General features: G+C 57.4%; 17 protein-coding genes, 1 other RNA gene and 2 riboswitches. Of the genes, 1 reads left to right on the forward strand and 17 read right to left on the reverse strand.

Features of this window, described 5'->3' with window-relative positions; genetic code table 11:
- Positions 1–59: 59 nt before the first annotated feature.
- The 16 genes from SELSP_RS07555 to SELSP_RS07625 form a co-directional block, all read right to left on the reverse strand.
- Entirely contained in the window at positions 60–323 is a 264-nt protein-coding gene (locus SELSP_RS07555; RefSeq protein WP_006191705.1) for a L7Ae/L30e/S12e/Gadd45 family ribosomal protein, read from the reverse strand.
- Between the two features lie 303 nt (positions 324–626).
- Positions 627–1,484, reverse strand: a complete 858-nt coding sequence (locus tag SELSP_RS07560; protein ID WP_013740886.1) for an Rpn family recombination-promoting nuclease/putative transposase — start codon at positions 1,482–1,484, stop codon at positions 627–629.
- Between the two features lie 137 nt (positions 1,485–1,621).
- Positions 1,622–2,434: a CRISPR-associated endoribonuclease Cas6 gene (gene cas6 / locus SELSP_RS07565; protein WP_232362322.1), complete on the reverse strand. Its 813-nt coding sequence runs from the start codon at positions 2,432–2,434 to the stop codon at positions 1,622–1,624.
- A 20-nt stretch (positions 2,435–2,454) separates the two neighbouring features.
- Positions 2,455–3,012 carry a phosphodiesterase gene (gene yfcE / locus SELSP_RS07570; RefSeq protein WP_006191698.1) on the reverse strand — a complete coding sequence of 186 codons (558 nt, stop codon included), beginning with the start codon at positions 3,010–3,012 and terminating at the stop codon, positions 2,455–2,457.
- Positions 3,013–3,024: 12 nt separating this feature from the next.
- Positions 3,025–3,492 carry a 6,7-dimethyl-8-ribityllumazine synthase gene (ribH, locus tag SELSP_RS07575; RefSeq protein ID WP_006191696.1) on the reverse strand — a complete coding sequence of 156 codons (468 nt, stop codon included), beginning with the start codon at positions 3,490–3,492 and terminating at the stop codon, positions 3,025–3,027.
- A 12-nt stretch (positions 3,493–3,504) separates the two neighbouring features.
- Positions 3,505–4,119 carry a type 1 glutamine amidotransferase family protein gene (locus SELSP_RS07580; protein WP_006191695.1) on the reverse strand — a complete coding sequence of 205 codons (615 nt, stop codon included), beginning with the start codon at positions 4,117–4,119 and terminating at the stop codon, positions 3,505–3,507.
- Positions 4,120–4,155: 36 nt separating this feature from the next.
- On the reverse strand, positions 4,156–5,370 hold the full coding sequence (locus SELSP_RS07585; protein WP_006191693.1) for a bifunctional 3,4-dihydroxy-2-butanone-4-phosphate synthase/GTP cyclohydrolase II: 1,215 nt from the start codon (positions 5,368–5,370) through the stop codon (positions 4,156–4,158).
- 50 nt (positions 5,371–5,420) lie between these two features.
- On the reverse strand, positions 5,421–6,074 hold the full coding sequence (locus SELSP_RS07590; protein WP_006191692.1) for a riboflavin synthase: 654 nt from the start codon (positions 6,072–6,074) through the stop codon (positions 5,421–5,423).
- Positions 6,075–6,077: 3 nt separating this feature from the next.
- Positions 6,078–7,181 (reverse strand): bifunctional diaminohydroxyphosphoribosylaminopyrimidine deaminase/5-amino-6-(5-phosphoribosylamino)uracil reductase RibD, encoded by a 1,104-nt coding sequence (ribD, locus tag SELSP_RS07595; protein WP_006191691.1) that lies wholly within the window; start codon positions 7,179–7,181, stop codon positions 6,078–6,080.
- Positions 7,182–7,367: 186 nt separating this feature from the next.
- Positions 7,368–7,512, reverse strand: a riboswitch (FMN riboswitch).
- 126 nt (positions 7,513–7,638) lie between these two features.
- The gene (locus SELSP_RS07600) at positions 7,639–8,289 is read right to left on the reverse strand and encodes a C40 family peptidase (protein ID WP_006191688.1); all 651 of its coding nucleotides are present in this window, start codon (positions 8,287–8,289) and stop codon (positions 7,639–7,641) included.
- An 18-nt stretch (positions 8,290–8,307) separates the two neighbouring features.
- A riboswitch (cyclic di-AMP (ydaO/yuaA leader) is annotated at positions 8,308–8,477 on the reverse strand.
- Positions 8,478–8,504: 27 nt separating this feature from the next.
- Positions 8,505–8,863, reverse strand: an RNA gene (gene rnpB / locus SELSP_RS11755) — RNase P RNA component class A.
- A 121-nt stretch (positions 8,864–8,984) separates the two neighbouring features.
- Positions 8,985–9,776, reverse strand: coding sequence for a Nif3-like dinuclear metal center hexameric protein (locus tag SELSP_RS07605; RefSeq protein WP_006191686.1), 792 nt, complete (start codon positions 9,774–9,776; stop codon positions 8,985–8,987).
- A complete protein-coding gene (locus SELSP_RS07610; protein WP_006191683.1) occupies positions 9,770–10,465 on the reverse strand; it encodes a tRNA (adenine(22)-N(1))-methyltransferase in 696 nt (231 codons plus the stop codon). The genes SELSP_RS07605 and SELSP_RS07610 overlap by 7 nt, the downstream gene beginning before the upstream one ends.
- 29 nt (positions 10,466–10,494) lie before the next feature.
- Positions 10,495–11,622 (reverse strand): RNA polymerase sigma factor RpoD, encoded by a 1,128-nt coding sequence (gene rpoD, locus SELSP_RS07615; protein ID WP_006191682.1) that lies wholly within the window; start codon positions 11,620–11,622, stop codon positions 10,495–10,497.
- A gap of 78 nt (positions 11,623–11,700) precedes the next feature.
- Positions 11,701–13,485 carry a DNA primase gene (gene dnaG / locus SELSP_RS07620; protein ID WP_006191681.1) on the reverse strand — a complete coding sequence of 595 codons (1,785 nt, stop codon included), beginning with the start codon at positions 13,483–13,485 and terminating at the stop codon, positions 11,701–11,703.
- 218 nt (positions 13,486–13,703) lie between these two features.
- Positions 13,704–14,711 carry a deoxyguanosinetriphosphate triphosphohydrolase gene (locus tag SELSP_RS07625; RefSeq protein WP_006191676.1) on the reverse strand — a complete coding sequence of 336 codons (1,008 nt, stop codon included), beginning with the start codon at positions 14,709–14,711 and terminating at the stop codon, positions 13,704–13,706.
- A 185-nt stretch (positions 14,712–14,896) separates the two neighbouring features.
- Between SELSP_RS07625 and SELSP_RS07630 the strand changes: the two genes are divergently transcribed.
- Positions 14,897–15,433, forward strand: a complete 537-nt coding sequence (locus SELSP_RS07630; RefSeq protein ID WP_009645158.1) for an OstA-like protein — start codon at positions 14,897–14,899, stop codon at positions 15,431–15,433.
- Positions 15,434–15,585: 152 nt separating this feature from the next.
- On the opposite strand, the gene SELSP_RS07635 is transcribed toward SELSP_RS07630, so the two are convergent.
- On the reverse strand, positions 15,586–16,959 hold the full coding sequence (locus SELSP_RS07635; protein ID WP_006191670.1) for a DUF389 domain-containing protein: 1,374 nt from the start codon (positions 16,957–16,959) through the stop codon (positions 15,586–15,588).
- Positions 16,960–17,065 lie beyond the last annotated feature (106 nt).

Consider the following 17,065-nt stretch of genomic DNA (forward strand, 5'->3'; position numbering starts at 1 on the left):
TATTTATAATTACTCCGCCGCAGCTCTTTGAGCCGCTCGCCTTGCGGCAGGCGAAGCATTTACCGACCTGAGGCATCGCTCTTGAGTACGGCTGCCGCAGCGGCGCCGACCTCGATGGAGCAAGCCTTTCCAAGCTCCTGCATCGTGGGAACATGCACGACTTGCACGCCAATCTCGCTCGCGAGATCGAAGAGTGGCTGCGTCACGCGTTCATCCGCATCGTCCGCCAAAAAAACGGCATCCGTACGGCGCTTCTGCACGGCCTTCGTGACCTGCTTGACCCCGATGACCCGTTCCGCGTCCCTCAGCGATTCCAACGTCATGCAGCTTCCCTCCCAACGCACGATTCCTGCTCAGTGTCAGGCACCTATATATATTAGCAAAAGGAAAAAACTATGTCAACACTTTATTTTATCGGCATTTTTATGTACACCGCTCCTCGTGTGTCGCATATAAGAAAGGGGAACATCTTCGTGATAGCTTCATTATGGCATAAAAAACCGCCGTTTGAAAAAAGCGGCGAAAAATACCGCAAGCGGTATAGTGTGAACATTTGGGTATGCAGCTTCCTCCATAAACGCGAAGGAGGATCACTCACGGGAAGTGTCCCCCCTTCGCTGCTGCTCTTACAGCGTCGCCTGCAGCATCTTCTTATACGACGGCTGCTCCGCCTGCGGTATGCCGATCATCTCAAGAGCCTGTTCGACAGGAATCTGCGATTGCATGACCAGTCGGCGAAGAATCGCCACGCGCTCATCCCGCTGTCCTTCCTTGCGACCTTCACGACGACCTTCACGACGACCTTCCGCACGACCTTCCTTGCGTTCTTCCATCATCTTCATCGCAAACGTCATGTAATTCACCCTCTCTCCTTCCTCAAGTTTGACTTTCCGAATTTCTTCTTCAATTTCCTGCACAAGGCTGTTGTCCGTAACTACACCATCAACATACCGTAAAAACGCCTTGATTGTATCTGTGATGTCACCAATCGTCCCTTTCGTATTGAGAAATATTTTTGTCGCTCCATCCCGTAATTCTAGCTCCTTATTCTCCATGCAAAGGTTTTCAAACGTATAGATATAACGACCTTCACCAAAGGGATCAAATGGGCAAATGAAGATGATGATCGTCTTGTTCAGCTCATCGTAATCTGCTCCTGCTGCAAGCAAATCAGCATCCATCATGGACTGATAATACCGCACCCTCTTGAAAAGCGCATCGCCCTCAAGCCGACGAACTTGCATCTCGATGTTATATACGGTATCCTTCTCATCCTTGACATAGACATCCAATCGTATTCCCTTGCTTCGATAAGGGGCCGCTATGGACTTTTCCGTTTCCAAATACCGAATCTTCGCAATCCTTATGCGAAGCGTGCCTTCAAGCATCTTTTTGCAAATGCGCCTGCTCTTCATGACGAGTTTGAACATGTAATCGTCGCGAATCGTCAATTCTTCCCACGGTTTGATCTTGTAGCCATCCATATTGCCACCTCTTTTCTTCATTGTACGAATTTTTGCGATACAAGGCAAGAAAAATCGCACAAAAACGCCCATTCACGAACGTTTTTGTGCGCCAATACGAATCTTGCTGCATCAACCGTACGCAACAGACTCATTCTTCACCGATACGCGACCCTAGTCTCGCCGAAGCCTTGTCCCGTAAGTCTGCCGACGCCGGAGAAGTTGGCGAATTGGGCGAGGAGAAGGAGTGCGTGCTGCTCTTCCTCATCAAGAGCCGTGACATCGTAGCTGAACCTGCCCGAAAACGCGAGCATGCCGCGGTCGCCGCCGAAGTAGACGCGGCGCGAGCTGCCGTGCCATTCTGCCAGAAGCGCCCTCGCCGCCGCCTCGCGAATCCAGGCGCGATCCATCTCCACGGGCATGGCGGCTTGCTGCCATTTGTCGGAAAGCGACGAGAAGATGAAGACGGGATCGGGCGTCGGATAGTCCTTGTCGTCGCGGCGAAAGGCGACGGGCGAGAGGAAGCGCAAACGGATCTCCGCGATGCGTCCTGCGCCAAGCGCCGCGCCGACAAGCTCCATCTCATCGACGACGCCCGAATCCTCCGTGCCGTCTACCTTGACTTCCTCGACGCGAAGCGGCAAATTCCCCGCTTGCAGAACCTCGCCCGTGCGAACATGGAGCGCCGCCCGCAATACGTCCTCCCGAAGCGCCGTGACGCGCCAGCTCAGGCTCTCGCCCCTGGCGACCGCACGATAGCCGCCCTCATCTTTTCCCTGCCGCTGTTTGAGGAGCGACACGGTGAACGGCTTTACGTTAAGCGCCTCATGGACATAGGCGGAAAGCTCCGCCGAATACTCTTCCATGATCTTGAAGAACAGCCCATGCAGCCAGCGCCCGTGAAAAACCGGCACACGGGCAGTATCTTCCGCCCGCAGCCGATAGACGACAGCGCCGATCATTTGCCTCATTCCCTCCTGCGCCGCATCTTTCAAAATTTCAATTCCATCAGCACCTCGTCCGTATCGAGGTCGAGGATCGCAATCTTTTCATCCGTCATCAAAGCGATGGTCGCCCTGCCGTCCTCTCGCTTCGACAGAGACGGCGAGCCGGGATTGACGAACACGGTCGCGCCGCGTTTTTCGAGGACGTTCGTGTGGATGTGCCCCGTGATGAAGACGTCGGCGCGCATCGTGCGTGCCGCCTCGTCCTTGGCGGCGTCACTCTCGATGAGATGCCCGTGCGTCGCGACAATGCGCTTGCCGCCCGCAAAAGCGTAGGCGTAGGGCGCTTGGATCGGCGTCTTGAGCACGAGCTGATCGACCTCGGAGTCGCAGTTGCCGCGGCAGATAAGGACGGGCGGCACGCTCTCGTTGATCTTATCGGCGAGCCCGGCGGGGTTGTAATCTTCGAGCATCGGATTGCGCGGGCCGTGATAGAGCACGTCGCCTGCGTGGATGATGAGGTCGGCGTCGGAAAAGTGCTTTTCATAGGCAAGTTCCCAACGCTTCTCACAGCCGTGCGTGTCGCTGATGATGCCGATTTTCATGACCTCGCCCCCTCAGCCGATCTTCTTCAGCAGGCTTGCGAGTTCCATCGCCGCCATGGCGCAGTCCGCACCCTTGTTGCCCGCCTTCGTGCCCGCACGCTCGATCGCCTGCTCGATGTTCTCCGTCGTCAGAACGCCGAAGAGCGTCGGCACGCCCGTCGAAAGCCCGACCTGCGCGACGCCTTTCGACACCTCGCTGCAGACGTAGTCGTAATGCGTCGTCGCACCGCGAATGACCGCACCAAGGCAAATCACGGCATCGTATTTGCCGCTCTCGGCCATCTTCTTGGCAACAATCGGAATTTCGAACGCGCCCGGCACCCATGCGACGTCGATGTCATCTTCCTTCGTCTCATGACGATGCAGCGCATCGAGCGCACCGCCCAAGAGCTTGCTCGTGATGAACTCATTGAAGCGAGCCGCCACGATGCCGATATGAAGTCCCTTGCCTGTAATGAAGCCTTCGATCGTCTTTGCCATGATTATCTCCCCTTAATTCTGCATCATCGTTACAAAACGATTATGCATAGCCGTATTATAGTACCCTAATTTATGTAAAGCATACCAGTCCTCGATCAGAGCCTCATCCGCAACATGCAATGCGAGCAAGACTTCTCGGGCAAATTCCAACGGTGCAGAACCATTGGCTGTAACCGTATTCTTGTCACAAACCGCCTGTTTGGGCTGAAAATGCGCCGCACCTTTATACTGCGAATCTCCCCACTGCAGCTCAGACAAACTGTTTCCCGTGTGCTTCACAGCATTCAAAGCACCCGCCACAGCTAAAAATCCTACTGCATCACAAATACCGCCTAACAATCTGCCATTTTGCGAACAATGCGTTACCAGAGGAAACAGTTTCCGTGCGCGTTCTTCACGCCACCGCATTCCTCCAATTAAAAGCAATGCCGCATAATCGTCTGGCACAGTATCTATCGTATAGTCCGGTATCGTCTGAAGTCCACCGATGGAGCGCACACTTTGTGCCGAAAGCGAAACCGTCTTGATTTCAAATTTTCCTTGACCAAGCAGGTGAACCCCCGACGAGATATACGCAGCTTCCCAATCAGCATATTCTTCAAGAAGCACCAATAGAATTGTTTCCATTATTTTTCTCCCATGCTTCAAACCACGAAGTCATTATCATTTCCCCAGATCTTCATCGTTCAAAAGGTGCCCCATCTTGACTTTCTTGACGCTCAAGTAGCGCTTGTCGAACTTATTCGCCTTGACGACGAGCGGCACGCGTTCGACGATTTCGAGGTTGTAGCCCTCAAGTCCCGCGCGCTTGGCGGGATTGTTCGTCATGAGGCGGATGCTCGTGAGGCCGAGGTCGGAGAGGATCTGTGCGCCGATGCCGTAGTCGCGGAGGTCGGGCGCGAATCCCAGCTCGACGTTCGCCTCGACCGTGTCTGCCCCCTTATCCTGCAGTTCGTAAGCGCGCATCTTGTTTGCGAGGCCGATGCCGCGCCCCTCCTGGCGCATGTAGAGCACGACGCCTTCGCCTTCCTTCTCGATGTTCTTCAAGGCGATGGCAAGCTGGTCGCCGCAGTCGCAGCGCAGCGAGCCGAGCGCGTCGCCCGTCAGGCATTCGGAGTGGACGCGCACGAGCACGTTCTTCTTGCCCGCCACATCGCCCTTGACGACGGCGATGTGGCACTTGCCGTCGAGCGCACTCTCATACGCCTTGATACGGAAATGACCGTAGCGGCTCGGGAAGTCGACGTCGGCAACTTGCTTGACGAAGCTCTCCGTGCGCTTGCGGTACTCGATGAGCGACTTGACCGTGATGATGTTGAGTCCGTGCTTTTTTGCAAATTCTTTCAGCTCTGGCGTGCGCATCATGTGCCCGTCGTCCGCCATGATCTCACAACAAAGTCCCGCGGGATAGAATCCCGCCAAGCGTGCGAGATCCGTCGTCGCCTCCGTGTGGCCCGTGCGCCGCAGCACGCCGCCCTCGACGGAGCGCAGAGGGAACACATGACCGGGACGGCGGAAGGACGAAGGCTTCGCTTTCGGATCGAGCAGGAGCTTGATCGTCTGGCAGCGCTCAAACGCTGAAATGCCCGTTTCCGTATGATAGGCGTCGATGGAAACCGTGAACGCCGTTTCGTGATTGTCCGTATTGTTCGCGACCATCTGCCCGATATTCAGCTCGTCGAGGCGCTTGCCGTCGATCGGCGTGCAGATCAGCCCCTTCGCGTACTTCGCCATGAAATTGATGTCCTCGGGCTTGACCGTCGCTGCCGCGATGATGAGATCGCCCTCGTTCTCGCGATCTTCGTCATCCACGACGACGACCATCCTGCCGTACTTGATATCCTCGATTGCCTGCTCCACCGTTGCAAAATCTGACATATTGCTGCATCTCCTTATCTCTGGGAAGTACGGATACATCCGACACTCCCTTAAAATCCCTGCTGTCGCAGGAAATCCATCGTTATTTTGCCCGCGCTCCTCGGCGCGTCGCTATCTCCCCTTGTGCGCGCTCCCGGAAAAAGTTTCTCCACGTACTTGCCGAGGATGTCCGTCTCGATATTCAACCGGCTGCCCATGCGCTTTTCGCGCAGATTCGTGATCTCACGCGTATGCGGAATCAAGCTGACCGTAAAGTCCGCCGCACTCACGCACGCAACCGTGAGGCTGATGCCGTCGAGCGCGACCGAGCCTTTCTCCACAACATAGCGCAGGACGTCGGCACTTGCACGCACCGTCAAGAGGATGGCGTTTCCCTCCTCCTGCATGGCGGCGATCGTGCCCACACCGTCGATATGGCCGCTGACGATGTGACCGCCAAGGCGGCTTCGAAGCGTCAGGGCGCGTTCCAAGTTTACGCGGCTGCCGCGCTTCAGCTCTGCAAGCGACGTGCGTCGGACCGTCTCGGGCATGACGTCTGCCGTGAAGTGCGCCGCATCGAAGTGCGTGACCGTCAGGCAGATGCCGTTGACCGCGATGCTGTCGCCGAGCGCGACGTCTTCGAGCACCTTTTCAGCGCGTATGGCGATCTCACCGCCCGCAAGGCGCTCCAATGCGCCGACCTCTTCAATAATTCCTGTAAACAAAGGCTACCTCGCCTCCTTCGCCACATAGCCCGTGAGGAGGATGTCCGCTCCGACCTGCTCCGCCGTCAATCTTGTCAGAACTGCGGCATCGGCAAGCTCGGCGAATCCCGCCCCCTCGACGGGCGTCAGAGCCGCCTTGCCGCCCACGATCTTCGGTGCGATGAAGGCATGAATCTTGTCTACCAGCCCCGCCGCCAAGAGCGAGAAGTTCAGCGTGCCGCCGCCCTCGACAAAGACGGAGGTCATGTCGCGCGCCGCGAGCAGGCGCATCAGCGTCGCGAGGTCGACGCGCTCGCCCTCGCCCGCACGCACGACCTCGACGCCCGCCGCTTCCAAAGCTGCACAGCGCTCCTCAGGCGCGGCGCATGTCACGGCGACGAGTGTCTTCGCCGCACCGTCCTGTACGACCGTCGCCGCGAGCGGCGTGCGCGCGCGGCTGTCGACGATGACGCGCACGGGATTCCTGCCCGTACCGTCCACCAACCGCGTCGTCAGCGATGGATCGTCGGCGAGCACCGTGCCGATGCCGACGACGATGGCGTCCGCCACGTCGCGCATCTCATGCACGCGCCGCCGCGCCGCTTCGCCCGTGATCCATTGCGATTTCCCCGCCGCCGTCGCGATCTTGCCGTCGAGCGTCATCGCCGTCTTGAGCGTGACAAACGGCAGTTTCTCTGTCACCCATTTGAGATATGCTTCATTGAGTCGCCGCGCCTCTTCAGCGAGCACGCCGACCGTCACCTCGACGCCCGCCGCTTCGAGCATCGCCTTGCCCTTGCCTGCAACGAGCGGATTCGGGTCGAGCATCGCGGTGACGACGCGCTTGACGCCCGCCTTGACGAGCGCTTCGGCGCATGGCCCCGTGCGCCCGTGGTGCGAGCACGGCTCCAGCGTCACATAAACAGTCGCACCGTGCGCGAGATCACCCGCCATGGCGAGCGCATGCACCTCGGCGTGCGGCGTGCCCGCCTTGCGATGCCAGCCCGCGCCGACGATGCGCCCCTCGCGTACGATGACGGCACCGACAAGCGGATTCGGCGCGGTGCGGCCACGCGCATTCGCAGCGAGCAGGAGCGCCTCGCGCATGAAGTCCTCGTCCTGCTGCATCTCTCCGCCTCCTTCCTGTTTTTACCATGAAGCCCCAAGAGGTCAAGCCAAAGGCGCAGACCGATTGGCTAGGCTTCTGTAAGGGCGACGCACAATGTCCACAAAGTGGACGTTTGTGCGTGTAGTTTTCGCACAAAAAAAGACCGCAAAAAGAACACTCTTTTCACAGTCTCCGTAACGCAACTTGCACGTCTTTTCCCATCCAGACTATACTGTCGGCTTCGGAATCACACCGAATCTGCCCAAAGGCTCGCGGGCTGCAGGAAGCACGAACAACGCAAGCGCTTCCTTCACCGCCGGTGGGGACTTCCACCCCGCCCCAAAGACTGCTCTTCTGCTAGAAAGGATACCATAAGACTAGGATATTTGTCAAGTTCATAGGCTGCGATGCAGGACATCCTATATATGCTATATGCGCACAAAAAAAGAAGGAGGCTTGCAGCCTCCCCAAAAAAGATTACATTACCCTGCGAGCCCCGATGTAGCAGGACCCCCAGTACGAGCTGTAAAGCGAATCAATCGCCACGCCACGGCTCGACGATGCGTTGATGAAGTTGCCGTCACCGAGATAGATGCCGACATGCGATGCACCATAAGTGTACGTCGTGAAGAACACGAGATCGCCGGGGATAAGCTCGTCGGTCGAAACGGGAGTACCCACCTCGAACTGCTCATCCGCCATGCGCGGCAGATAGACGCCGGCGTTGGCGAACACATAACGCACATAGCCCGAGCAGTCAAAACCGCTCGGCGTCGTGCCGCCGAATACATACGGCACACCGAGATACTGCATCGAATCCGAGATGATGCGGCGCGAAATATAGTTCGAGCCGCGGCTCACTTCCGGCATACCCTTGCCGAGAAGTGCCGAGTACGTCGCCGAACCGACGAGGCCGTCCGCCTCAAGGCCGTGCGCACTCTGGAAAGCCTTGACCGCCTCTGCCGTTGCGGGGCCGAAATCGCCGTCCGCCGCCACGTCATATCCAAGGCTGGCCAACCGTCCCTGAATCTCCGCTACATCGCTTCCCTGGTCTCCGATCCGGAAAGCCGAAGCCCCCGCAACAGACACCCCACACATCAAAACCATGGTCAGCACGAAAATACGCATTACTCTACTCAAATAGACACTCCCTCTCTGATTTCGCCTACGAGGTTAGCTGCCGGGTTAGGGAAGAGAACACCCTTTTTGACGCGGCCGGAAAGCAGCCTTATCCCTGCCGTCCTTCTGCCGCCTCATCATTCACCCCAAAAACTATGGTTCCCCCGCTCCTGAGCTGGATTCGGCTTTTCTTCGCTGATGCGTATTAGCTCCTCGTTGTTTTGCTCGCTGGGCGTCCTATAAGCCGGGTTCTGTGCTGCCTTACGGCAGTGGCAATCATTTATCTGGACCGCCCGTTGCCGGACGGCTCAAGCGACGCTACCCGGAAGGTCGGCGGGCCGCCTCATCCCTTCCCTATTCGGTCTTGCTTCGCGTGGGGTTTGCCTAGCCAGCCAGTCACCTGACTGCTGGTGCGCTCTTACCGCACCTTTCCACCCTTGCCAACACGGCTTATGCCATGCGGCGGTCTAAGTCTCTATGGCACTTTCCCTAGGGTTGCCCCCGCTGGACGTTATCCAGCACGCTGCCCTCTGAAGCCCGGACTTTCCTCAGGCGAAATGCCCGCGATTGCCCAGATGCTCAGCAAACTCACAACGTGACCATTATACCAGTTGTCTAAGGATTTGTCAAACGATTTGAGGCACATGCAAACAATTATTATAAGAGAACATTAATTCTATATCTCGCATCTATCGTACATATAGTTATAGGTTCTGAAAGAAATCACTAGATTTTGTTTCAGCTACAACTTCCACGCCATCGCCAAGTTCCTTCTCCAACCGTTCAGCAAGACGGGCAACGATCGGCTGCTCCGTCGCGAAGTGCCCGGCATCAAGGACATGAATCCCAAGACCTATGGCGCGTTCAGCATCGTGATACTTGACGTCGCCCGTCACATAGACGTCAGCGCCCTTGGCTGCCGCCCTGCCGACGAACTCCGCACCGCTGCCGCCGCAGAGGGCGACACGGGAAATCCTGCGATCGCCTGCACGCACGATGCGCATAGATGAAAGCCCCAATTTCTCCTTGACGCATGCGGCAAAATCATCCAGGGAGAATTCCGCATCGAGCGAGCCGATGCGCCCAAGACCCGGCTCGCCGTCCGCCGCGCTTTCGGCAAGCGGCACAACGCTCTTCAACCCCAGCCTTTCAGCGAGCACATCATTGACGCCGCCCGCCGCACTGTCGAGGTTCGTGTGCGCAGCAAAGACGGCGATGCCCGCCTTGATCAGACGCGCGATCTTGCGCCCGGTCGCATCGTCCGTGCGCACCGCCTTTAAGCCACGAAAAATAAGAGGATGGTGCGCGACGATCAGATCGCAGCCATCCTCGATTGCACGTTCCACCGTTTCCTCGCGCACATCGAGTGCGACGAGTATCTTCCTCACTTCATCGTGCGGCGAGCCGACGAGGAGGCCGGGGTTGTCCCACTCCTCTGCCAAGCGGCGCGGCGCGATGCGCTCCATCGCCTGCATGACGTCCTGCAACTTTACCATATAAGCTTCTCCTCCAATGCGGCGGCCTTTTCTCCGAGCGCGCGATACGCCGCCCCTTCCTTTGCACGCGCGCTCTTTTCCATGCCTTCTCTCGCACGGCGCACACGAAAAAGCAGCTGCTCGATATGTTCTTTCAAGCGCGGCGGCTTCTTCTGCCAAAGGCAAGGGCCGATCTCCAAGAGGATCGGCTCGGGCTTCTCCTTTTTCCCTCGCCTTGCCAGAAGGATCTCATAGAGCCTGCCGCCCGCACGCGCAAGGCTTTCCTCCGCGATGTGCCAGCCGTTGTCATAGATCCAGGCGCGAAGCTCCGCCACATCGCTCTGCGGCTGCAGGACGAGGGTTTCCACCGCCTGCAGCACAGCAGCGCCGTCCGTGAGGATGCGCGAGATCAGCGAGCCTCCCATGCCCGCGACGGCGACGCTGTCGACCTCGCCGGGCGCAAGCGCCGCAAGGCCGTCACCGAGGCGCACCTCGACCGTCTGCGCCAGCCCTGCCGCCTGCACGGCTCGCCGCGCCGCCTCAAAAGGTCCCTCGTTCACGTCGACGGCGATCGCGTGTGCAATCTTTCCCGCAGCGGCGAGGGCGAGCGGCAGTTTCGCATGATCGGTGCCGATGTCGGCAAGACGCGCACCCAAAGGCACGAAGGCGGCGACGGCCGCAAGACGCTCGTCGAGTCCCTGCACCGTCACCGCCCCTTTTCATCTTTTTCAACATCCAATCAATCGAGAAAGTCCTTCAGCTTGCGGCTGCGGCTCGGATGACGCAGCTTTCGAAGAGCCTTCGCCTCGATCTGACGGATACGCTCGCGCGTCACGCCGAAGTTCTGTCCGACCTCTTCAAGCGTGCGCGCCCTGCCGTCGTCCAGACCGAAGCGCAGGCGCAGGACGCGCTCCTCGCGCTCCGTCAAGGTGTCGAGGACTTCTTCGAGCTGTTCTTTGAGGAGCATGAAGGATGCGGCCTCCGCCGGCGCGGGCGCGTCCTGATCCTCGATGAAGTCGCCGAGGTGAGAGTCCTCTTCCTCGCCGATCGGCGTTTCCAAGGAAACCGGCTCCTGCGCAATCTTCATGATCTCGCGCACGCGCTCCACGCTGATTTCCATCGCCTCGGCGATTTCTTCGGGCGACGGCTCCCGGCCAAGCTGCTGCAAGAGTTGACGCGAAACGCGAATGAGCTTGTTGATCGTCTCGACCATGTGCACGGGGATGCGGATCGTACGCGCCTGATCGGCGATGGCGCGCGTGATCGCCTGCCGAATCCACCACGTCGCATAGGTACTGAACTTGTATCCCTTGTTGTAGTCGAACTTCTCGACCGCCTTGATGAGGCCGAGATTGCCCTCCTGTATGAGATCGAGGAACAGCATGCCCCGGCCGACATAGCGCTTGGCAATGCTCACGACGAGACGAAGATTCGCCTCTGCCAATTCCTTCTGCGCTTCCTCATCGCCCGCTTCCATGCGCTTGGCAAGGGCGATTTCCTCATCTGCGGAAAGGAGAGGCACACGACCAATTTCCTTGAGATACATGCGCACGGGATCATCGATACTGATTCCCTCGGGAATGCTGAGATCGATATCCACCTCTTCCTCAGCCTTGTCCTCGTCCATCTCCGCTTGTGCACGGTTCGAATCATCTACAATTTCGATGCCCTTGTTGCTGAACGTCTCGTAAAGGTCGTCGATTTCATCCGGCGTGAGTTCCTGCTCCTGCAATGCTGTCATCAGCTCGCCGTAGGTCAGCACGCCGCCGTTGCCCCGCCCTTTTGTGAGAAGGCTCGACACGATGGCAGAGCTCTGCGTCGGCTTCTTGTCCACGTCGAGAGCCGCCTTGTTCGCTTTCTCAGCCATGGAATCGCGCCTCCTTTCTGCTGCTCATTTCGTCATGTCGGGCAAGGACGCCCGCTTGGGAAAATGCCTTTGTTTTGCTCATAGCCCTTCCATTTCGTTCTTTATTCGCTGAATCTGCGCTAATTCCTGCAAGAACCGCGCATCATTTTCCTTTTCCCATCGATCAGCGCGCCGCGTATGCTCCTCAAAGAGCTGCGCAAGATACGCCCTGCGCAAGCGTCGCATGGAGTCATCGTAAGCCTCCAGCGCGTCCATCGTCCCCGTGTCCTCGGCAAGCGATCGACTGATCTCCGTCGCGACCGCCTCGGAAAGCTCCGCCTGCGCACGCGCATCCGTCGGCCTCTCGCCCGCAAGATGAAGTCCATAGAGCCACGCGAGCGCCTTCGCCTGTTCCTCTGTCGAAAAAGCCTCGAACGGCACGAGAGAGGCAATATGCTCCGTGACAGCCGGATCGTGCCACGCTGTCCGAAGCACGATTCGCCCTGCACGCTGCAGGATATCGTCCGCCTTTTTGAAGGCGCGCCGCGTCGTCTCTCGCACGGCAGCGGGCGGCGCAGAAGATCCTGCCGCCCGGCCAAGCTCGGCGCGTATGAGCCCTTCGTCGAGCGTCAGTTCACGCGCCGTGCGCACGATATAGCCATCAAGTTCCGCAGGGCTTTTCACCTCGGCGAGCACGGGCAGAAGCGCCGCGAGTGTATCGAGCCTGCCCTGCAGGCTCTCCTTGTCCGCCGTCTCCAATACGCGCACCATGCGGTACTCGATGAAGGGAAGCGCCGCTTCGACGAGTTTTCGGAAAGCCGCCTCGCCATGTTTTCGGATGTATTCGTCGGGATCTTTGCCGTCGGGCACGCGCAGCACCTTGACCGTCGCCCCCGCCGCGCGCGCGACGGAAAGCGCGCGAAGCGTCGCCTCCTGTCCCGCAGCATCGCTGTCATAGCAGAAGCGCACCTCAGGCGCATAGCGCAACAGGAGCTTCGCCTGCTCCGCGGCAAACGCCGTGCCAAGAGAGGCAACGACGTTCTCTATGCCCGCAGCCGCGACGGAAATCGCATCCATATAGCCCTCGACGACGACGGCGAATCCCGCGCGCGCAATGGCGCGATGCGCGCGATCGAGACCGAAGAGCAGACGTCGCTTGTTGAAGATCAGCGTCTCGGGCGAATTCAGATATTTCGGCTCGCCGTCTCCCAAGATGCGTCCGCCGAACGCCACCACGCGCCCTCGCGCGTCGCGGATCGGGATGATCACGCGATTGCGAAAGCGGTCGTAATGACCCGCGCCCTTCTGCCGCTTCGCCGCCAAGCCGCTCTCTTCAAGGAGCGCAGCAGGCACGCCGCGCTTCTCGAAGGCGACGGCGAGCTTGTCCCACGCGGGCGGCGCATAGCCGATGCCGAAAGCCTCGATGACGCTCTCGCCGATGCCGCGCCCCGCGAGGTAGGCCTTCGCCGCCTCGCCGTAATGCGTCTTGGTCAGACAGTTGTGAAAAAAGGTCTGCGCCATCTCATGCACGCGGCGAAGTTCCTCCGCCTTCTTGTCACGCGCGATTTCCGCTGCGCTTCTCTCTCTCTCGGGCAAAGGAATATTGAGCTTTTCCGCCTGCAGTTTGATTGCCTCGAAATAGGGGATGTTCTCGATAAGCGAGAGGAACTTGAATACGTTCCCTCCGACGTGACAGCCGAAACAATAAAAAAATCCCTGCTCGGGAACCACCGAAAAAGACGGTGTGTTCTCGTGGTGAAACGGGCAGCAGCCCCAATAACGATTTCCTTTTTTCTTTAACGCGACATAGGAGGAAACGACGGCAACGATGTCGGAATCTGCACGTACGCGCTCGACAAAGGCGTCCATCGCCTCATTCCTCATGCTTTTTCACCCTTCGCTGCTCCCTCTCCTTGATTTTCTGTGATTTTTCTACCGTCTTGAAACGAACGAATCATGCGGAACATCCATTCAAATTCCACTAAATTTTATATTCCCTATAAATTGAAAATATCCTCTTTTTTTCCGTGCGCCAAAAAAATTTGCCGAACGCAGCGGCAGCGGCACAAGCGCAAAAATCCGCAAAAGTTTCGACCAAAAAATCACGCATCGCCCGGCACAGAAAAACCAACGGGCGGCATGAAGATGCGTGCGAACGTATGCACGGCATAGTTGTCGCTGAGACCTGCCACATAGTCGACGACGGTCTGCTGTCTGCCCCAGCGCGTTTCATAGCGGCGAAACTCCTCGGGCAGTTCCTCGAAATTCTCCATGTAGTGCGCGTAAAGCTCGCGCAGCACGAACACTGCCTGTTTCCTCTCACGCGCCAGCCGCTCCGAATGGTAGATATGCTCGAACATGAAGGCACGAAAAGCGTCCATGACCTCCTGCATGGCAGGCGAAAGCGTGATGTCTCCCTGCTTCGCCGAATGCACGATGAGGTCGGAGACCATGCCCGTGATCATTTCCGACGTCGTATGCCCGAGCTTCGCGTAAACGAGCGTCGGCAGATCGCCCGCCTCAAGCATACCCGCGCGCAGACTGTCGTCGTAATCGTGGCAAAGGTAGGCGATGCGGTCAGCAATGCGCACAATGCGCCCTTCAAGTGTCTTCGGCAAGTGCTTTCCCGTGTGGTTGACGATGCCGTCCTTGACCTCAAAGGTCAAATTAAGACCCGCGCCATCGCGCTCCAAATACTCGACGACGCGCAGACTCTGCTCGTTGTGCGCGAAGTGTCCGATGATCTCCGCCATCGCCGCCTCGCCCGCATGACCAAAAGGCGTATGACCGACGTCGTGACCGAGCGCAATCGCCTCCGTCAAATCTTCGTTGAGGCAAAGTCCTCGCGCGATCGTGCGGGCGATCTGCGACACTTCCAAACTGTGCGTCATGCGCGTACGGTAGTGATCGCCCGAGACGATGTAAACCTGCGTCTTGCGCTTCAGACGCCGGAACGCCTTCGAGTGCAAGATGCGGTCGCGATCGCGCTGAAAGTCCGTGCGGAAAGGGCACGGGGCAATCGGTGCTCGCCGCCGACTCTCCCTACTCTTCGCCGCAAGGGGGGAAAGCATCTCATACTCCAACGCCTCACGTTTTTCCCGTATCGTCATCTGTCCGCCTCCTCTTCCTGCTTGTCTTCCATTATATGATGGAATAATACGGCAAGAGCACCGCTTTATCCTGCTGAAACCTATCCTTTAAGGAAAATTCGCTGGAAAAACCTGCCCTCATGCTGTATGATAGGAAAAGAATCCACATGGAAACACTTTTCCCGCCAATGAAAGGAAGCGTCTTTATGAAAAAAAACCTTGTTTCGGTTCTCATGATGTTCGTTCTGCTCACCCTGAGCGCAACGGCTCTTGCCGCACCGAACTTCTCCTTTGATTCCTACCGTCTCGACTTCTCCTCGGGACGCTGCGTCTTCGACGGCAACATCCGCATCGTCGCCAACGGCTGCACCTTCCAGGCCGACCATGCTGAGGTCGACCTTGCGACGGCGCTCAAGTACCTGAAAAACGGCGCTTTCGATGCCCAGAGCGGCGTCAACTCCCCCGATTTCGAGGTCTGGTGCGAGGGCAATGTCAGCGTCTCACAGGACGGCTTGAAACTCACGGGCGACAAGGCTCATGTCATCGGCAAGACGCACGAGGCTGTCGTCGAAGGCAACGTCTTCCTTGAGCGCCCCAAGGTCACGATTCAGTCGGACAGCGGCCTCTTCAACTGGGACACTCAGGTCGCACAGTTCGACGACAACGTGAGGATTCGCCAAGGCAAGCGCGAGATCAAGGCGGAGCACGCCTTCTACGACGTCGCCAAGGACGAGCTGCTCTAAGCTGCAGTACACGACCTTCTTCACACCGCACCGTCGAAACGAACACGAGATTTCACAAACTGAAGCCCACCCATTCCTCTTACTCACGGGGACTGGGCGGGCTTTTTTGGCGTCTGCCCAACGACTCGTTGAACATTGACTCGGCAATATCGTTACATTTTTCCCTCTGCCTGTGTGGATTCGGGGAAGAACTGCACCTGTACACGGCGCTGCGCCTTAGTGGAAATCCATTCGGTCAAACGAGCACGCAACGCTTCGTCCATATTGGCCTTCAAGTATATAAAAGCAATCGGCATTTCACTCAGAGAATCCGATGGATCTGCAGTCGCAGCAGGGCCGCGCACACTCCCAACGGCGATGCGGGAGATTTCCGGGAACACGATGCGTGCCTCACGATTCCAGTCCAATATATAAGTGCCCTGCTTTTCACTTTCCTCTCGAGCAGATTTGAGTGCGGTCACTGTCTGTTGTTCCTGTACGGAAGGAATGGCTCTTTTTTCAACCTCGCTGAGTCTCTGATCGATCATCGCCTCCATCTTTTCCCGCTCTTCCACCGTTTCCGCAGAAAAAACCTCCAGACGAAAAGGTCTGAGATGTGCCTTTTCATGCAGTTTCTCCGTCAATACCGTCAAATCATCCTCCGATATTCCGGCAATCGTAAATACCGTCAATATTTTCTTCTCACTATCCAAGGTATAGGAGATCGCCAGATGAGGCGGCACTTTGAAATTCTCCTCGATATAAATCTTCGCCTGCTCGCGCTCCAGATTTTCCTGCACGCTCTGATACGCAAAGAAACAACTGGGCAATGTGACAAGTATGGCAAATGTCAGCAGGTAGCGTTTCTGTCTTGAAAATTCCACGGAGTCCCGCTCGATCTTGGATGGAATGTCAATGATTTTCAGGACACTGAATGCGGTCAAACAGATAAAGAAACTATTGATGAAGAAAAGATATAACGCACCTACGGTATATGCAGTCACACCCGTAGCAATGCCATATCCTGCGGTACAGAGAGGAGGCATGAGAGCCGTCGCAATCGCAACGCCGGGGATGACATTTCCACCTTCTTTACGTGTTATACCGATGATGCCTGCCAGTCCACCGAAAACAGCGATCAAAACATCCCAGATGGTCGGTGATGTCCGTGCAAGCAGTTCCGACGAAGGTGTAGCTATGGGCGTAAGGGAAAAATAAAGTGCCGATGTGGCAACCGAAATGAGCACTTGGGCCAACAGACTGCCTGCACTAGAGCGGATATATGTGCTGTCATACCGGGCAAGGCCATAGCCGATACCCAAGATCGACCCCATCAGCGGAGAGATCAGCATCGCGCCGATGACGACCGCCGTGCTGTCCATGTTGAGTCCGATGGAGGCGATAAAGATGGCCAACATCAGTACAGAGAGATTCGTCCCCCGAAATCGCACGCGGGCGTTAATCCGATCTGTAATTTCCCGTATCGACGCGATGTCGCCATGCAAATCAAAAAAATCTTTCAGCTTATTCCAAACCAAACAAACCATCTCCTTCGTCTGGGCATCGGGATACTTTCATTATATAGAAGCATACCATGTTTCATGAATATTTTCGAGCCCTTCACCATCATATCGAACCTCCCAGCTCAAAAAC

The sequence above is a fragment of the Selenomonas sputigena ATCC 35185 genome (genome assembly GCF_000208405.1).
GTDB lineage: Bacteria > Bacillota > Negativicutes > Selenomonadales > Selenomonadaceae > Selenomonas > Selenomonas sputigena.

What these genes read in the sequence shown, in the direction of transcription:
- ribH (WP_006191696.1), bottom strand. Translation starts at nt 3,492, where the DNA reads ATGGCAAAGACGATCGAAGGCTTCATTACAGGCAAGGGACTTCATATC.
- SELSP_RS07605 (WP_006191686.1), bottom strand. Translation starts at nt 9,776, where the DNA reads ATGGTAAAGTTGCAGGACGTCATGCAGGCGATGGAGCGCATCGCGCCG.
- SELSP_RS07625 (WP_006191676.1), bottom strand. Translation starts at nt 14,711, where the DNA reads ATGACGATACGGGAAAAACGTGAGGCGTTGGAGTATGAGATGCTTTCC.
- dnaG (WP_006191681.1), bottom strand. Translation starts at nt 13,485, where the DNA reads ATGAGGAATGAGGCGATGGACGCCTTTGTCGAGCGCGTACGTGCAGAT.
- SELSP_RS07585 (WP_006191693.1), bottom strand. Translation starts at nt 5,370, where the DNA reads ATGTCAGATTTTGCAACGGTGGAGCAGGCAATCGAGGATATCAAGTAC.
- SELSP_RS07560 (WP_013740886.1), bottom strand. Translation starts at nt 1,484, where the DNA reads ATGGATGGCTACAAGATCAAACCGTGGGAAGAATTGACGATTCGCGAC.
- SELSP_RS07580 (WP_006191695.1), bottom strand. Translation starts at nt 4,119, where the DNA reads ATGGAAACAATTCTATTGGTGCTTCTTGAAGAATATGCTGATTGGGAA.
- yfcE (WP_006191698.1), bottom strand. Translation starts at nt 3,012, where the DNA reads ATGAAAATCGGCATCATCAGCGACACGCACGGCTGTGAGAAGCGTTGG.
- SELSP_RS07555 (WP_006191705.1), bottom strand. Translation starts at nt 323, where the DNA reads ATGACGTTGGAATCGCTGAGGGACGCGGAACGGGTCATCGGGGTCAAG.
- rpoD (WP_006191682.1), bottom strand. Translation starts at nt 11,622, where the DNA reads ATGGCTGAGAAAGCGAACAAGGCGGCTCTCGACGTGGACAAGAAGCCG.
- ribD (WP_006191691.1), bottom strand. Translation starts at nt 7,181, where the DNA reads ATGCAGCAGGACGAGGACTTCATGCGCGAGGCGCTCCTGCTCGCTGCG.
- SELSP_RS07630 (WP_009645158.1), top strand. Translation starts at nt 14,897, where the DNA reads ATGAAAAAAAACCTTGTTTCGGTTCTCATGATGTTCGTTCTGCTCACC.
- SELSP_RS07635 (WP_006191670.1), bottom strand. Translation starts at nt 16,959, where the DNA reads ATGGTTTGTTTGGTTTGGAATAAGCTGAAAGATTTTTTTGATTTGCAT.
- SELSP_RS07600 (WP_006191688.1), bottom strand. Translation starts at nt 8,289, where the DNA reads ATGCGTATTTTCGTGCTGACCATGGTTTTGATGTGTGGGGTGTCTGTT.
- cas6 (WP_232362322.1), bottom strand. Translation starts at nt 2,434, where the DNA reads ATGAGGCAAATGATCGGCGCTGTCGTCTATCGGCTGCGGGCGGAAGAT.